We start from the raw sequence: 16,596 nt of genomic DNA, 5'->3' as shown, positions 1-16,596 counted from the left end.
TCTCGTCGCCGACCTTGACCATGCCGCGCTCCACACGGCCGGTCGCGACGGTGCCGCGGCCGGTGATGGTGAAGACGTCCTCGACGGCCATGAGGAACGGCTTGTCGGTCTCACGGACCGGGTCCGGGAAGTAGTTGTCGATGGCGTCCATGAGCTTGTCGATCGACGCACACCACTCGCACGAGTGGGTAGCATCACAGGTCGTGCACTCGAGCGCCTTGAGGGCTGAGCCGTGAACGACGGGGATGTTGTCGCCGTCGAACTCGTACTCGGAAAGCAGCTCGCGGACTTCCATCTCCACGAGCTCCAGCAGCTCCGGGTCGTCCACCATGTCGACCTTGTTCAGGTAGACGACGATGTTCGGCACGCCCACCTGGCGAGCGAGCAGGATGTGCTCGCGGGTCTGCGGCATAGGGCCGTCGGCCGCCGAGACCACCAGGATCGCGCCGTCCATCTGCGCGGCACCGGTGATCATGTTCTTGACGTAGTCGGCGTGGCCCGGGCAGTCGACGTGCGCGTAGTGGCGCTTGTCGGTCTCGTACTCCACGTGCGCGATGGCGATGGTAATACCGCGCTCGCGCTCTTCGGGAGCCTTGTCGATCTGGTCGAACGGCGTGAAGTCGGCCTGGCCCTTGGCTGCCCGACACTTCGTGATGGCAGCGGTGAGCGTCGTCTTACCATGGTCGACGTGACCGATGGTGCCGACGTTCATGTGCGGCTTGGTGCGCTCGAACTTCTTCTTGGCCATCGTCTTCCCCTAGCTCTGCTCGCCGCCGGCTTTGGCGACGATCTCATCGGCGATGGACTTCGGCACAGGCTCGTAGGCCTTGAACTGCATGGTGTAGGCGGCACGGCCCTGGGTGCGCGAACGTAGGTCGGTCGCGTAGCCGAACATGTTGGCGAGCGGCACCTTGCCGCGGACAAGCTGGGCGTTGCCGCGGGGCTCCATGCCCTCGATGTGACCGCGGCGGCTGGAGAGGTCGCCCATCACGTCGCCCATGAAGTCCTCGGGCGTATCGACCTCGACGGCCATGACCGGCTCGAGGATCACCGGGGAGGACTTGCGCAGCGCCTCCTTGATGCCCATGGAGCCGGCGATCTTGAACGCCATCTCCGAAGAGTCGACGTCGTGATACGAGCCATCAACCAACTGCACCTTGATGTCGACGACCGGGTAGCCGGCGAGCACGCCGGTGGTGATCGCTTCCTGGATGCCCTTGTCGACGGCCGGGATGTACTCCTTCGGAATGGTGCCTCCGGTGATCTTGTTCTCGAAGACATACCCGTCGCCCGGCTGCTGCGGCGTGACGGTGAGGACGACATGGCCGTACTGGCCGTGACCGCCGGTCTGGCGGACGAACTTGCCGTGTACTTCCTTGACTTCCTTGCCGGCGGTCTCACGGTACGCGACCTGAGGCTTGCCGACGTTCGCCTCGACCTTGAACTCGCGGAGGAGGCGGTCGACGATGATCTCGAGGTGAAGCTCGCCCATACCGGCGATGATCGTCTGCCCGGTGTCCTCGTCGGTGTGGACGCGGAACGTCGGGTCTTCCTCCGAGAGCTTGGCGAGCGCGGTGCCGAGTTTGTCCTGCTCGGCCTTGGTCTTGGGCTCGATGGCGATGTCGATGACCGGGTCCGGGAAGACCATCGACTCGAGCAGCACCGGGTGGCTGTCATCGCACAGCGTATCGCCGGTGGTTGTGTTCTTGAGGCCCACAGCCGCGACGATATCGCCGGCAAAGACCTGGTCGACATCCTCACGGTGATTCGCGTGCATCTGCAGAAGCCGCCCGAAGCGCTCCTTGTGGCCCTTGGTGGAGTTCAGCACATGCGACCCGGAGGTCATCGTGCCGGAGTACACACGGAAGTAGGTGAGCTTGCCCACGAACGGGTCGGTCATGACCTTGAACGCGAGTGCGGCGAACGGCTCCTTGTCGTCGGCAGCACGCGTGACCTCCGAGCCGTCGCGCACCGAGGTGCCCTTCACGGGGGGGATGTCGAGCGGCGACGGCAGGTAATCGAGGATGGCGTCGAGGAGCGCCTGGACGCCCTTGTTCTTGAACGACGCGCCGCACACGACCGGCGTGATCGCGCAGTCCACGGTCGCCTTGCGCAGCGCGGCCTTGAGCTCGTCTTTGCCGATCTCCTCGTCGCCGAGGAACTTCTCGAGCAGGTCGTCGTCGTACTCGGCGGCGGCCTCCACGAGTTCGTGGCGATAGAGCTCGGCGTCATCGAGCATGTCGGCCGGGATCGGCTCGATCGAGGGGTTGATGCCCTTGTCGTCCTCGTTGAAATGAATGGCGTTCATCTCGATGAGGTCGATGATGCCCGTGAACTTGTCCTCGGCGCCGATCGGCAGCTGCAGGAGCACCGGACGCGTGTCCAGGCGGTCCTTCATCATCTTGATGACGTTGAAGAAGTCCGCACCGGTGCGGTCCATCTTGTTGATGTAGGCCATGCGCGGAACGCCGTAGCGGTCCGCCTGGCGCCACACCGTCTCGGACTGCGGCTGAACGCCACCCACGGCGCAGAACACGGCAACCGTGCCATCGAGCACGCGCAGCGAGCGCTCCACCTCAACGGTGAAGTCCACGTGGCCGGGCGTGTCTATGATCTGAATGCGATGGTCTTTCCAGAAGCACGTGGTCGCAGCCGACGTAATGGTGATGCCGCGCTCCTGCTCCTGCACCATCCAGTCCATCGTGGCCGCGCCGTCGTGGACCTCGCCGATCTTGTGCGTCCTGCCGGTGTAGAACAGGATGCGCTCGGTCGTCGTGGTCTTCCCGGCGTCGATATGGGCCATGATCCCGATGTTGCGGGTCATGTCGAGTGGGGTCCTCTTGAGGGCCATCAGCTGTTCTCGTCCTCTTCCTGCAGTCGCGGGTACGCTGGCTTACCAGCGGTAGTGGCTGAACGCGCGGTTGGACTCCGCCATCTTGTACAGGTCCTCACGCTTCTTCACCGAGGCGCCGAGGTTGTTTGCAGCGTCCATGATCTCGGCGGCGAGGCGCTCCTGCATCGTCTTCTCACGGCGCTTACGCGCGTAGCCGACGATCCAGCGGATCGCGAGCGTCGTCGAGCGGCGGGAGTTGACCTCGATCGGCACCTGGTAGGTGGCGCCACCCACGCGCTTGGGCTTGACCTCGAGCGTCGGGCGAACGTTGTCCATCGCCTTCTTGAAGACCGACAGCGGATCCTGAGTCGTCTTCTCCTCGATGATGTTGAACGCGCCGTAGACGATCCGCTCGGCAACGGACTTCTTGCCGTCGAGCAGGACCTTGTTCACGAGCTGGGTGACGAGCCGGTTGTTGTAGACCGGATCCGCCAGCACCTCACGACGCTGCGCAGCTGCACGCCTGGGCATTCTTCACTCCTCTGCTCACACGAACAGTCCGCCAAATGCGTGGGCGGACTGCACCGAAGTCGGGACTACTTGCTCTTCTTAACGCCGTAACGGGAACGCGCCTGCTCGCGCTTGCTCACGCCGGCTGCGTCAAGCGCACCACGGATGATCTTGTAGCGGACACCCGGAAGGTCCTTCACACGGCCACCACGGACGAGCACGATCGAGTGCTCCTGGAGGTTGTGGCCGATGCCGGGGATGTACGCCGTCACTTCCATCTGGTTCGTGAGACGCACGCGAGCGACCTTGCGGAGAGCCGAGTTCGGCTTCTTCGGCGTGGTCGTGTAGACGCGCGTGCAAACGCCGCGCTTCTGCGGGTTGCCCTTGAGCGCCGGCGTCTTGCTCTTTTCGGTGGCCTGCTGACGGCCCTTGCGCACCAGCTGATTGATGGTGGGCACTACTCATCTCCTTCGTCGATCGTGCGTGCCTCGTCCACGGCGTCCAGGCATCGGGCGCCGAGCGTAGTCGCAACGCGCAACTCTAACAAACCACCTGGGGTGTGTCAAACCACGCTCCCGGGCGTATCGCTCCTCTTGCAGACACCGGCCCCGGGGTCAGCGGACCTCCGGGGCCGATGGTGACGAACGCTATGCGTCCTGACCCGCGAGCTTGGCGTGGACTCCACAGTAGATGCCCTCGTCCTTGGACTTGTTCGGGCATGGCGTGCCGTCCACGCGAAACGCGCGGCACAGCCCGTCGGAGTCGGCCACCTTGGCGTGAACGCCGCAGTAGCGCGAACCGTCCTTCGCCTTGTGCGTACATGGCTGACCATCGCCGAACAGCGCCTCGCACAGACGCTCGACCGGCTGTTCGACCGCCACGCGCGCAGGCTCCTCGGGATCGAACACGACGCCCTCGAAACTGCTGACGTCGATGTCCTCATCGGCGTCGTCGACGTTCAGGATGCCGAAGAAGTCCTCGGCCTCCTCATCGGTGAACTGGCCTTCGTCGAGCGCCGGCCCGGGCAGCATGGCCTCGAGCTCGCGCAGCTCATCAGGGGCGAACTCCGGCAGCGGGCCGGTCCCCTCTTCACCGCTCCACTCCGCGGACTGACCGCGGTAGGTGAGCTTGACCGAGCGATAGCGCTTCATGCCGGTCGCGGCCGGGATGAGCTTGCCGATGATGACGTTCTCCTTGAGGCCCAGCAACTCGTCGGACTTGCCGGCGATCGCAGCGTCAGTGAGCACGCGGGTGGTCTCCTGGAACGACGCTGCCGAGAGGAAGCTGTCGGTCGCGAGCGAGGCCTTGGTGATGCCGAGCAGGATCGCGTGACCGACTGCAGGCTCGCCGCCTGCGGAGATGACGCGCTCGTTCTCAGCGTGGTAGACCAGGCGGTCGACGAGCTGGCCGGGCAGGAACGTGGTATCTGCCGCCTCGAGCACCGAGATCTTGCGCATCATCTGGCGCGCGATGACCTCGATGTGCTTGTCGTTGATGTCGACGCCCTGGCTGGCGTAGACCTCCTGCACCTCGCGGACGATGTACGCGAGCACGGCCTTGGGTCCGCGCAGGATGAGCAGGTCGTGCGGGTTCACGGAACCCTCGGTGAGCTGCGTGCCTGCCTCGATCACGGTGCCGGCCACCACGCCCGGCCGCAAGCGCGAGCGGCGCGAAACGGTGTAGTCCTTGGCTTTGCCGTCCTCGGCGGTCACGGTGAGCTTGCGGGTCTTGTCGCCCTCTTCGATCGCTAGCATGCCGGTCAGCTCGGTGAGCTGCGCCTGGCCCTTCGGCTTGCGGGCTTCGAAGAGCTCGGTGACACGCGGGAGACCATGCGTGATGTCCTCGCCGGCGACACCGCCGGTGTGGAAGGTGCGCATCGTGAGCTGCGTGCCCGGCTCGCCGATCGACTGGGCGGCGATGATGCCCACCGCCGTGCCGATGTCGACGGTGCGGCCGGCGGCCAAATCGAACCCGTAGCACTTCTGGCAGATGCCGTGCGCCGCGCGACAGGTCATCACGGTGCGCGCATGCACTGTCTCGATGCCTGCGTCGGCAAGCTGGTGGAGGTCCTTGTCGGTGCGGATGTAGTCACCGGCATTGATGAGCACCTCGCCGGTCTTGGGATGAGCGGCCGGTGTGTGGAGGCAGCGGCCCACAAGGTCGTGGTCCGGCTGTCCCTTGTCATCTGTGGTGCGGAACTCCATCGCCTCGTCGGTGCCACAGTCGCCTTCGCGAACGATGACATCCTGGGCAACGTCGACCAGACGGCGGGTGAGGTACCCCGAGTCGGCCGTACGAAGGGCCGTGTCGGCCAGGCCCTTACGGGCGCCGTGCGTGGAGATGAAGTACTCGAGAACCGATAGACCCTCGCGGAAGTTCGCCTTGATCGGGCGGTCGAGGATCTCGCCCTTCGGATTCGCCATCAGGCCTCGCATACCGGCAAGCTGACGGACCTGCTTGATGTTACCGCGGGCACCCGACTGGGCCATCATGAAGATCGGGTTGAACTTGTCGAAGTTCGCGGCCATCGCATCGCCAACGTCGTCGGTCGCGCGCGTCCAGACTTCCACGATCTGGCGGTGCCGCTCGTCTTTGGTGATGAGACCGCGGTCGTACTGCTGCTCGATCTTCTCGACTTCGCCCTCGGCGGCCGCGATGATCGCGCCCTTTGCCTCCGGAACGGCCGCGTCATACACGCCGACTGTCACGCCGGCACGCGTGGCGTAATGGAAGCCGAGACGCTTGACCTCGTCGAGGATGGCGCCCATGCGCGTGGTGGAATAGACGACGGAGCAGTCCTCCACGATGCGGGAGATGCCCTTCTTGTCCACGTCGTGGTTGATGAAGGGATAGTCCTCGGGAAGCGACTTGTTGAACGTGATCCGGCCGACCGTGGTGTCGATGCGTTCGCCGACCTTGCGGTCCCGAAGAGCGATCTTGCCGTCCTCATCGAGGTACTCCTCGATGAGGTCGTCGGTGAGACGCACCCGGACGAGCGCCTGCAAGTCGAGGTCGGCCCGGCTGTCGTACGCCAGCTGCGCATCGGCGAAGCTGGAGAACGCGCGACCGGCGCCCTCGCCGCCTTCACGCTCCGTCGTGAGGTAGAAGAGGCCGATGACCATGTCCTGCGAAGGCACGGTGAGCGGACGGCCGTGGGACGGGCTCTTGATGTTGTTGGTGGAGAGCATGAGCGTGCGTGCCTCGGCCTGCGCCTCTGCCGAAAGCGGCAGGTGCACGGCCATCTGGTCGCCGTCGAAGTCCGCGTTGAACGCCGTGCAGACGAGCGGGTGCAGGCGGATGGCCTTACCCTCGACGAGGATCGGCTCGAACGCCTGTATGCCGAGGCGGTGCAACGTAGGTGCGCGGTTGAGCAGCACGGGGTGATCGGAGATGACCTCCTCGAGCACGTCCCACACCACATCGCGGCCACGATCGACCATGCGCTTGGCGCTCTTGATGTTCTGCGCGTACTCCATGTCCACGAGGCGCTTCATGACGAAGGGCTTGAACAGCTCGAGGGCCATGACCTTCGGCAGACCGCACTGGTGCAGCTTGAGCTCTGGACCGACGATGATGACCGAGCGGCCGGAGTAGTCGACGCGCTTGCCGAGCAGGTTCTGGCGGAAGCGGCCCTGCTTGCCCTTGAGCATGTCGCTGATGGACTTCAGCGGACGGTTGCCAGGGCCGGTGACCGGGCGGCCGCGGCGGCCGTTGTCGAACAGCGCGTCGACGGCCTCCTGCAGCATGCGCTTCTCGTTGTTCACGATGATCTCGGGCGCGCCGAGGTCGAGCAGCCTCTTGAGGCGGTTGTTGCGGTTGATCACGCGGCGGTACAGGTCGTTCAGGTCCGAGGTCGCAAAGCGGCCGCCGTCGAGCTGCACCATCGGGCGGAGGTCCGGCGGGATGACCGGGACGGCCTCGAGGATCATCCACTCGGGCTTGTTGGTGGAGTGCCTGAATGCCGAGACCACCTTGAGGCGCTTGATGGCCTTCTGCTTCTTCTGGCCCTTGCCCTCGTCGATCTGCTCGCGGAGCTCCTCGGCAAGCGCGTCCATGTCGATCTGCTTGAGCAGGTCCTGGATCGCCTCGGCGCCCATGCCGCCACGGAAGTAGTCGCCGTAGCGCAGCTTCATCTCGCGGTAGAGCGTCTCGTCGTTGATGAGGTCCTTCACGGCGAGCTTCTGGAAGCGGTCGAACGTCTCGCGCAGCAGGTCGCGGCGCTCCTCGAGCTCCTCATCCAGGTCGCGTATGTCGCGCTTGGCCTCAGCCTCGAGCTTCTTGATGCGATCGGCGGGATCGACCTCCTCGTCGAAGGACTCCCCCTCCTGCGGCTCGAGCTCGCCTTTGGCGACGGCGATCAGACGGTCCTTCTCGGCCTCCGTCTGCGCCTTCTCCTCGGCCACATCGGACTCGAGCGCCTGCAGATCAGCGTCGAGCTCGTCCTTCAGCATTGAGAGATCAGCCTCGCGGTCGTCCTCGTTCACCGAAGTGATGATGGACGACGCGAAATAGAGCACCTTCTCAAGATCGCGGGGCGCGATGTCAAGGAGATAGCCCATGCGGCTCGGCACGCCCTTGAAGTACCAGATGTGCGAGACCGGCGCAGCGAGCTCGATGTGACCCATCCGCTCGCGACGTACCTTGGCGCGCGTGACCTCCACGCCGCAGCGCTCGCAGATGATGCCCTTGAAGCGCACGCGCTTGTACTTGCCGCAGTAGCACTCCCAGTCCTTCGTCGGACCGAAGATCTTCTCGCAGAAGAGTCCGTCCTTCTCAGGCTTGAGCGTGCGGTAGTTGATAGTCTCCGGCTTCTTGACCTCGCCGCGCGACCACTGACGGATCTGCTCCGAGCTGGCGAGCCCGATGCGGAGCTTATCGAAGTTGTTGACGTCGACGTCGAGCAACGTTATTCCTCCATCCGGTGAACGCCCTCAGATGAGCGGGCGCCTACCCGTAACTGCCTACCGGGCCCTACTCTTCGGCACTCTCGACAGCAATGCCCTCTTCGCCGAACTCGAGCGAAAGGTCGATCTCCGACGTGTCGAGATCCTCCAGCGACTCGCTGGCATTCACCCTGCCGAGGCCGGGGGCCTCGCCCATGCCGGTGAGGTCGAGGCCGAGTTCCTCAGCGGTGCGGAACACGTCCTCCTCGTCCTCCTTGAGCTCGATCTCCTCGCCGCTCTCGGACATGATCTCCACGTCCAGACACAGCGACTGCATCTCCTTCACGAGCACCTTGAAGCTCTCAGGAATGCCCGGCTCGGGGATGTTCTCGCCCTTGACGATGGCCTCGTACGCCTTCACGCGGCCCAGCACGTCGTCGGACTTGATGGTGAGGATCTCCTGCAGCACGTAGGCGGCGCCGTATGCGTACAGGGCCCACACTTCCATCTCGCCGAAGCGCTGGCCACCGAACTGCGCCTTACCACCGAGCGGCTGCTGGGTGATGAGCGAGTACGGGCCGGTCGAACGAGCGTGGATCTTGTCGTCGACCAGATGGAGCAGCTTCAGGATGTAGATCTGACCGACCGTGACCGGCTGGCGGAACGGCTCGCCGGTACGACCGTCGAAGAGCACGGTCTTGCCATACTCGTTGATATGCGGCACGACCGACTCGAGCATCTTCTTGCCGTAGCGCTCCTGCGCCTGCAGCTTGACGTTCTTGTCGGCCTTCACCAGCGTCTCGGAGATCTCGTACTCCTTGGCACCGTCGAACACGGGCGTCGCCACGTGCATCGGGCCGTAGACCGGCTCCTTCTGCGTCTTCTCGTCGCTCCAGCCTACGTGCGCGGCCCAGCCGAGGTGCGTTTCGAGCAGCTGCCCGATGTTCATTCGGCTCGGCACGCCGAGGGGGTTCAGGATGATATCGACGGCAGTGCCGTCTGCCAGGAACGGCATGTCCTCGACCGGCAGGATCTTGGAGATGACACCCTTGTTCCCGTGACGGCCGGCGAGCTTGTCGCCTTCCTGGATCTTGCGCTTCTGTGCGACGTACACGCGCACGAGTTCGTCAACGCCCGGGTTCAGATCGTCGCCGTTGTCGCGGCTCATCTTGTGGACTGCGATGACGCGGCCGGTCTCACCGTGCGGCACCTTGAGCGACGTGTCGCGCACCTCACGCGCCTTCTCACCGAAGATCGCGCGGAGCAACCGCTCCTCGGCGGTGAGCTCGGTCTCGCCCTTGGGGGTGACCTTGCCCACGAGCACGTCGCCGGGGAAGACCTCGGCACCGATGCGGATGATGCCGTCCTCGTCGAGGTTGGCCAGAACGTCTTCGCCGACGTTCGGGATCTCGCGAGTGATCTCTTCCGGACCGAGCTTGGTATCGCGAGCCTCGACCTCGTACTCCTCGATGTGGATCGAGGTCAGCAGGTCATCGCGCACCACGCGTTCCGAAAGGATGATCGCATCTTCGTAGTTGTAGCCCTCCCACGGCATGAACGCCACGAGAAGGTTCTGGCCCAGCGCGAGCTCGCCCGCCTCGGTGGAGGGGCCGTCAGCGAGGACCTGGCCCTCGGCGACCTGCTGGCCCTCGGAAACGAGCGGCTTGTGGTTGATGCAGGTGCCCTGGTTCGAACGCATGAACTTGGGCAGCGAGTAGGTGTCGACGCCCTCCTTGGAGGTGACCTCGATCGAAGTGCTGTCCACGGAGCTTACCGTGCCCGCGTGCCGCGCCACGATGATCTCGCCGGTATCGACCGCGGCGCGATACTCCATGCCGGTGCCGATCAGCGGAGCCGAAGGCGTGAGCAGCGGCACGGCCTGACGCTGCATGTTCGAACCCATGAGTGCGCGGTTCGCGTCGTCGTGCTCAAGGAACGGGATGAGGGCGGTCGCGACCGACACGATCTGACGGGCGCTGACGTCCATGTAGTCGACCTCGTTGGGCGCGGCGTCGATCGGCTCGCCGCCTTTGATGAGGCAGAGCACCTTGTCGTTGACGAACTTGCCCGTCTTCGGGTCGATCGGTTCGCCTGCCTGCGCGATGATGAACAGTTCGTCCTTCTCGGCAGTCAGGTACTCGATCTCGTCGGTGACCTTGCCCTTCACGACCTTGCGGTACGGCGTCTCGATGAAGCCGTATGCGTTGATCCGCGCGAAGGTCGCGAGCGAGCCGATGAGGCCGATGTTCGGACCTTCAGGCGTCTCGATCGGGCACATGCGGCCGTAGTGCGAGGGGTGGACGTCTCGCACCTCGAAGCCGGCGCGCTCGCGGGACAGACCGCCCGGGCCGAGGGCCGACACGCGACGCTTGTGCGTGAGACCGCCGAGCGGGTTGGTCTGGTCCATGAACTGCGACAGCTGCGAGGAACCGAAGAACTCCTTGATGCTCGCCACGATCGGCCGGATGTTGATGAGCGACTGCGGCGTGATCTGCTCCACGTCCTGCGTGGTCATGCGCTCGCGGACAACACGCTCCATGCGCGCAAGACCGATGCGGAACTGGTTCTGGATGAGCTCGCCCACGCTGCGAACGCGACGGTTGCCGAAGTGGTCGATATCGTCCACTTCGAAATCGCGATCTTCGGCGCCGAGCTTGATCGAGTCGTACTTGGCGCGAAGCGTCGCAAGGACGTCCTCGGTCGCATGCTCGCGATAGTCCTGCTCCCAGAGGCCGAAGAGGAACTTGAGCATGCCCACGACGTCCTCGTTGGTGAGGGTGTGGACCTCTTCGGGCACGCCGAGCCGCAGCTTGCGGTTGAGCATGAAGCGACCGACCTTGCCGAGGTCGTAGCGCTGCGGGTTGAAGAACAGGCCGTCGAGCAGCGAACGCGCCGATTCGACGTTGGCCGGCTCACCCGGACGAAGGCGCTTGTAGAGCTCGATGAGCGCCTCTTCGCGGGTGGTGGTGTGATCGCGTTCGAGCGTGCGGCGAACGACGAAACTGTCACCGAGGACGTCAAGCATCTCTTCCTCGGTCTCGGCGATGCCGAGTGCACGGATGAGTACGGTCGCGGGAACCTTGCGCTTGCGGTCGACGCGGACGTACGCCTCGCCGAACTGCTTGTCGGCCTCCATGGGACGGCCGGATGCCACCCATGAGAACCACGGGCGGCCGATCTCGAACTCGAGCCATGCGCCGCGGCTCGGGATGACCGAACCCACTGCGTAGCTCTTGTTGTTGCGGATGTCCCACTTGAAGTAGGCACCCGGCGAGCGCACGAGCTGCGAAACGACAACGCGCTCGGTGCCGTTTATGACGAAGGTGCCGCGGTCGGTCATGAGCGGGAAGTCGCCCATGAACACCTGCTGCTCCTTGATCTCTCCGGTTTCTTTGTTGATGAAGCGCACCTCGACGAACAGGGGCGCCTGGTAGGACATGTCCTTCTCCTTGCACTCCTCGACGGAGTACTTGGCATCGCCGAACTCGTGGCCGCCGAACTCGACGGCCAACGTGTCGGTGAAGTCACTTATCGGAGAGATGTCCTGAAAGGTGTCGTTCAGTCCCTCATCGAGGAACCATTTGAAACTGTCCGTCTGAATCGCAATGAGATTCGGAACATCCAGAATCTCGGGGATCTTAGCGAACGAACGGCGCTGGCGAGCACCAGCGGGAGCGGGGGAACCTGCTTCGCGCGGCACCAGGTGATTCCTCCTTATACCCAAGCGGCGTACTGAGAGTCGCAAACGTTCAGTCTACCGAAGGCGTTTGCCTCGGTCAATGAATACTTGACATCAATCGTGCGTTGTGGCCGGCGGCGCGATTCCGCGCCGCCGGCCACGAACGAGACGGGGCTAAGCGGCCCCGCGACGAACGGTTCTACTTGACCTCGACTGAGGCGCCGGCCTCCTCGAGCTTGGCCTTCGCCTCGGCCGCCTTCTCCTTGTTGACACCCGTGAGCACGGCCTTCGGCGCGGCGTCGACGAGGTCCTTGGCTTCCTTCAGTCCGAGCGACGAGTCGAGCTCGCGCACGACCTTGATGACCTGGATCTTCTTCTCGCCAGCACCGTTGATGACGACGTCGAAGCTGTCCTTCTCCTCGACCACAGCGGCCTCGCCGGCGGGGGCGGCGGCAGCGGCGACCGGAGCGGCAGCCGAGACACCGAAGACCTCTTCCATCTCCTTCACGAGCTCAGCGAGCTCGAGGGCCGGAGCAGCCTTGATCCACTCGAGAATGTCCTCACGCTTAAGAGCAGCCATCTCTTAGTACTCCTTCTGTTCTCGGGACTTGAGGCGAGTCTGTTCGCCTGTCCGCATGTATCGTCCGAACGTTCCTTACGCGGCGGCCTTCTGGTCCGCCACGGCCTTGACGACCCGCGCGAAGGCGCCCACGGGGGCGTTCGCCATGGCCATGAAGCCTCTGATCGGGTTGAGCATGGTGCCCATGAGCTTCGCGATAAGCTCCTCGCGAGACGGCAGCACCGCGATCGTCCTCACGACGTCAGCCGTGACGACGTTGCCCTCGATGAGCCCGCCCTTGAACGCGAAGGTCTTGTTCTCCTTCGCAAACGCGAGCAGCGCCTTGGCGGTCGCCACCGGGTCCTCCGGGGTGAACACGAAGACCGTCGGCCCCGCAAGGTACTCGTCCATGTTCGGCAGCTCGAGTTCGCGGATCGCGATCTGGGCGAGCGAGTTCTTGTACACGGTCGCCTCGCTGCCGGTCTCGTAGAGCGAGGTGCGCAGCGCACGCATGTCCTTCACGGAAAGACCGCGGTAGTCGGCGAGGATCACGCCACCCGACGACGACAGGCGGTCTTTGATCTCGGCCACAAGCCGCTGCTTTTCAGATGTCGGCATACACTTCCCTCCTTCCGTTCACACACGCGACACGCCAGACGAGGCCGTGTCGCTCGAGGACGTGTAGCCCTCCGAAATGCGACGTGGCCCCCGCCTGATACGGCGGAGGCCACGGACGCGAAGACGCTTACGCGTCGCTAGTTCGTGTGTCTCCACCTCGGCGGGCGGAACCGGGCTCGGTTCCCTTAAGACCCGGATGCCTCCGGGCACCTGCTGTCTACGGTAGCGGTCGTGCGTGTGTTATCAACTTTGGAGCGCAGGTGATGATAGCCTGTCACCCGCACCCGTGCAAGCCTCGCGAGGCGCTAGGCCTCTTCGAGGAGGTTGCGCGTCTTGAGCGGGTCGACCTTGATGCCCGGGCCCATCGTCGTCGAGATGGTGATCGACTTGATGTAGCGGCCCTTCGAGCCAGCCGGCTTCGCGCGAAGTATCTCATCCAGCAGCGCACCGTAATTCTGGATCAGCGCCTCGGGGGTGAAGGACTTCTTGCCGATGCCCACGTGGGCGATTCCGAACTTGTCCGCACGGTACTCGACGCGACCGGCCTTCAGTTCGCCCACCACGCGGGCGATGTCCATGGTCACGGTGCCGAGCTTTGGGTTCGGCATCAGGCCACGTGTGCCGAGGATCTTGCCCAGGCGGCCGACCTTGCTCATCATGTCGGGCGTCGCGACGGTGGCGTCGAAGTCCAGGAAACCGCCCGAGATCTTCTCGACGAGGTCATCGGAGCCCACGATGTCGGCGCCGGCATCTTCCGCTTCCTTGGCCTTGTCGCCCTGGGCGAAGACGGCGACCCGGACCTCCTTGCCGGTCCCGGCAGGGAGCGACACGCTGCCACGGACCTGCTGATCGGCCTGGCGGGTGTCGATACCAAGACGGAAGTGCACCTCAACGGTCTCGTCGAACTTGGCGGGCGCGAGCTCATTGGCGAGCTTCATCGCCTCGAGCGGCGTGTACAGGCGCTCCCGATCGACCGCGGCAACCGACGCCGCCATCCTCTTGCCTCGCTTCATGGTTCCTCCTCGTGGTCAGCGGGCAGCGAGTGCCCTCCCACATCTGCACGTCACGCGGCCGCGCGGCCGCATCGACGTTAGTCCTCTATCGTGATACCCATCGAACGGGCGGTGCCGGCGACGATCTTCATCGCAGCATCGATGTCGTTCGCGTTCAGGTCGGGCATCTTGGTCTCGGCGATCTGGCGCAGCTGGTCGGTCGTGACCGATGCGACCTTGGTGCGGTTGGGCGTGCCCGAACCGCTCTCGATGCCAGCGGCCTGCTTGAGGAGCACCGCGGCCGGCGGGGTCTTGAGGACGAACGTGAAGCTGCGGTCCTCGTAGACCGTGATCTCGACCGGGATGATCGTGCCGATCTTGTCCTGCGTCTCGGCGTTGTACGCCTGGCAGAACTGCATGATGTTCACCTGGTGCTGGCCGAGGGCAGGGCCCACCGGCGGTGCCGGGTTGGCCTGGCCACCCGGGATCTGTAGCTTGATGAATCCGACGACTTTCTTGGCCATCTCGTCCGTCCTTATCTTCTCGGCAGCCCGAAGGCGCCGCTCTTCACGTCTATCGCATCGGCGCCACGCCCGCGAGAAGCCCGGAGCGCATCGTTGCCCCGGCACGAACACCCGCCGAACTGTCTACAACTTAGCGACCTGATCGAACGAAAGCTCGACAGGCGTCTCGCGTCCGAAGATCGAGACCATGACCTTGATCTTGCCCTGATCCGCATTGACCTCGGCGATCACTCCGTCGAAGTCGGCCAGCGGACCGGCAGTGACCTTCACCGGCATGCCTTCGGCGAAGTCGGTGAGCGTCTTGGGCTTGGCCGAAGAAGCCACGCGCCCCTTGATGCGTTCCACCTCGGCGCGCGAGAGCGGGACCGGCTTGGCCTGAGCACCGACGAAGCCCGTGACGCCCGGCGTGTTGCGCACCACGTACCAGGAGTCGTCGTTGAGCTCCATCTGCACGAGGATATAGCCGGGGAAGACCTTCTTCTCGCTGGTGACCTTGCGGCCGCCCTGCTTGATGTCGGTGACCGTCTCCTTAGGGATGAAGACGTCGAAGATCTTCTCCTGCATGTTCATCGACTCGATGCGATGACGCAGGTTCGTGGCTACTTTGTTCTCGTAGCCTGAATACGTATGGATGACGTACCACTTCTTGGCCATCTCGCCCCTACCTGCCGATCCCGGCGAGCACGTCGAGGAACAAGTACGAGGCGATGTTGTCGATGATCAGGGTGTAGAACACGAAGAACACGAGCGTCACGATGACGACGATGCTGGAGTTCACAACGTTCTTCCGCGACGGCCAGATGACGCGCCGAAGTTCGGTGCGCACATCCTTGAGATACGTGCCGAAGCGCTTGAAGATGCTTGGCTTCGCAGCGCTCTTCTTCGACTGAGCCATCCTACTTACACCTCTTCCGCCCCCGTACGGGGGCCGGTATGTCCTGCCGCGATCGTGCCGCGGCCGATCCTTCGTCTGGCAGGGCAGGAGGGATTCGAACCCCCAACATCCGGTTTTGGAGACCGGCGCTCTACCGTTGGAGCTACTGCCCTGTGAAGCGTTCGCGCTGAAAGCCCGTTACGACTAACGGGTCTCCTTGTGGAGCGTGTGGGTCTGACACCACTTGCAGTACTTCTTGAACTCGATCCGCTCCGGATTGCTCTGCTTGTTCTTGTTCGTCGTGTAGTTGCGGCGCTTGCACTCCGTGCAGGCCAGCGTCACGAGCGTCCTCATGGAAGTTCCTCCTCACGGCCGCACGTCAGAACCAGGATCGTCGGACGGGCGGTAGCGTAATCTAACACCCGCTCTCAAACACTGTCAAAGATGGCACGCGCGTTTGAGCGGGCAAAACGGGGCCCGGCCATCAGCCAGGCCCCGTTCGGATTCGTGCTCGTCCGGACGCTACTTGATGATCTTCGTGACACGACCCGAGCCGACGGTGCGACCGCCCTCGCGGATAGCGAAGCGCAGGCCCTCTTCCATCGCGATCGGGCCGATGAGCTGGCCGGTGATCTCGACGTTGTCGCCGGGCATGACCATCTCGGTGCCCTCGGGCAGGTGTGCGATGCCCGTGACGTCGGTGGTCCGGAAGTAGAACTGCGGACGGTAGCCGTCGAAGAACGGGGTGTGACGGCCGCCTTCCTCCTTGGTCAGGATGTAGACCTGGCCGAGGAACTCGGTGTGCGGGGTGATGCTGCCGGGCTTGCACAGCACCTGGCCGCGCTCGATCTCGGCACGACCGATGCCACGGAGCAGCACGCCGATGTTGTCGCCGGCCTCCGCCTGGTCGAGCAGCTTGCGGAACATCTCCACGCCGGTGACGACCGTCTTCTTGGTCTCCTCGTGGATGCCGACGATCTCGATCTCGTCGCCGACCTTGACCATGCCGCGCTCCACACGGCCGGTCGCGACGGTGCCGCGGCCGGTGATGGTGAAGACGTCCTCGACGGCCATGAGGAACGGCTTGTCGGTCTCACGGACCGGGTCCGGGAAGTAGTTGTCGA

At 64.2% G+C, this 16,596-nt stretch carries 14 protein-coding genes and 1 tRNA gene; all 15 read right to left on the bottom strand.

What is annotated here, in order from left to right; all coding sequences use genetic code 11:
• On the bottom strand, positions 1-748 hold a 748-nt coding region (locus Q7W51_04065; protein MDO8847543.1), incomplete at its 3' end, for an elongation factor Tu.
• A gap of 9 nt (positions 749-757) precedes the next feature.
• Entirely contained in the window at positions 758-2,851 is a 2,094-nt protein-coding gene (gene fusA, locus Q7W51_04060; protein ID MDO8847542.1) for an elongation factor G, read from the bottom strand.
• 42 nt (positions 2,852-2,893) lie between these two features.
• Positions 2,894-3,364 (bottom strand): 30S ribosomal protein S7, encoded by a 471-nt coding sequence (gene rpsG, locus Q7W51_04055; protein ID MDO8847541.1) that lies wholly within the window; start codon positions 3,362-3,364, stop codon positions 2,894-2,896.
• Between the two features lie 65 nt (positions 3,365-3,429).
• Positions 3,430-3,801 (bottom strand): 30S ribosomal protein S12, encoded by a 372-nt coding sequence (gene rpsL / locus Q7W51_04050; GenBank protein MDO8847540.1) that lies wholly within the window; start codon positions 3,799-3,801, stop codon positions 3,430-3,432.
• A gap of 189 nt (positions 3,802-3,990) precedes the next feature.
• On the bottom strand, positions 3,991-8,247 hold the full coding sequence (locus Q7W51_04045; GenBank protein MDO8847539.1) for a DNA-directed RNA polymerase subunit beta': 4,257 nt from the start codon (positions 8,245-8,247) through the stop codon (positions 3,991-3,993).
• A gap of 67 nt (positions 8,248-8,314) precedes the next feature.
• Complete coding sequence (locus Q7W51_04040; GenBank protein MDO8847538.1) at positions 8,315-11,926, bottom strand: DNA-directed RNA polymerase subunit beta; 3,612 nt, start codon at positions 11,924-11,926, stop codon at positions 8,315-8,317.
• A 178-nt stretch (positions 11,927-12,104) separates the two neighbouring features.
• A complete protein-coding gene (rplL, locus tag Q7W51_04035; protein MDO8847537.1) occupies positions 12,105-12,485 on the bottom strand; it encodes a 50S ribosomal protein L7/L12 in 381 nt (126 codons plus the stop codon).
• Between the two features lie 75 nt (positions 12,486-12,560).
• Positions 12,561-13,082, bottom strand: coding sequence for a 50S ribosomal protein L10 (rplJ, locus tag Q7W51_04030; protein MDO8847536.1), 522 nt, complete (start codon positions 13,080-13,082; stop codon positions 12,561-12,563).
• Between the two features lie 305 nt (positions 13,083-13,387).
• Positions 13,388-14,095, bottom strand: a complete 708-nt coding sequence (gene rplA / locus Q7W51_04025) for a 50S ribosomal protein L1 (protein ID MDO8847535.1) — start codon at positions 14,093-14,095, stop codon at positions 13,388-13,390.
• Between the two features lie 77 nt (positions 14,096-14,172).
• The gene (rplK, locus tag Q7W51_04020) at positions 14,173-14,598 is read right to left on the bottom strand and encodes a 50S ribosomal protein L11 (protein ID MDO8847534.1); all 426 of its coding nucleotides are present in this window, start codon (positions 14,596-14,598) and stop codon (positions 14,173-14,175) included.
• 123 nt (positions 14,599-14,721) lie between these two features.
• A complete protein-coding gene (gene nusG, locus Q7W51_04015) occupies positions 14,722-15,252 on the bottom strand; it encodes a transcription termination/antitermination protein NusG (protein ID MDO8847533.1) in 531 nt (176 codons plus the stop codon).
• A 7-nt stretch (positions 15,253-15,259) separates the two neighbouring features.
• Positions 15,260-15,493, bottom strand: a complete 234-nt coding sequence (secE, locus tag Q7W51_04010; GenBank protein MDO8847532.1) for a preprotein translocase subunit SecE — start codon at positions 15,491-15,493, stop codon at positions 15,260-15,262.
• A gap of 76 nt (positions 15,494-15,569) precedes the next feature.
• Positions 15,570-15,645, bottom strand: a tRNA-Trp gene (locus Q7W51_04005).
• 31 nt (positions 15,646-15,676) lie between these two features.
• Positions 15,677-15,826, bottom strand: a complete 150-nt coding sequence (gene rpmG, locus Q7W51_04000) for a 50S ribosomal protein L33 (GenBank protein MDO8847531.1) — start codon at positions 15,824-15,826, stop codon at positions 15,677-15,679.
• A 168-nt stretch (positions 15,827-15,994) separates the two neighbouring features.
• On the bottom strand, positions 15,995-16,596 hold a 602-nt coding region (locus Q7W51_03995; protein ID MDO8847530.1), incomplete at its 5' end, for an EF-Tu/IF-2/RF-3 family GTPase.

Source organism: Coriobacteriia bacterium (genome assembly GCA_030652115.1).
In the GTDB taxonomy this organism is placed as follows: domain Bacteria; phylum Actinomycetota; class Coriobacteriia; order Anaerosomatales; family Anaerosomataceae; genus UBA6100.
The sequence above is the reverse complement of the archived record's forward strand: the minus strand, read 5'-3'. Positions and strand labels throughout refer to the sequence as shown.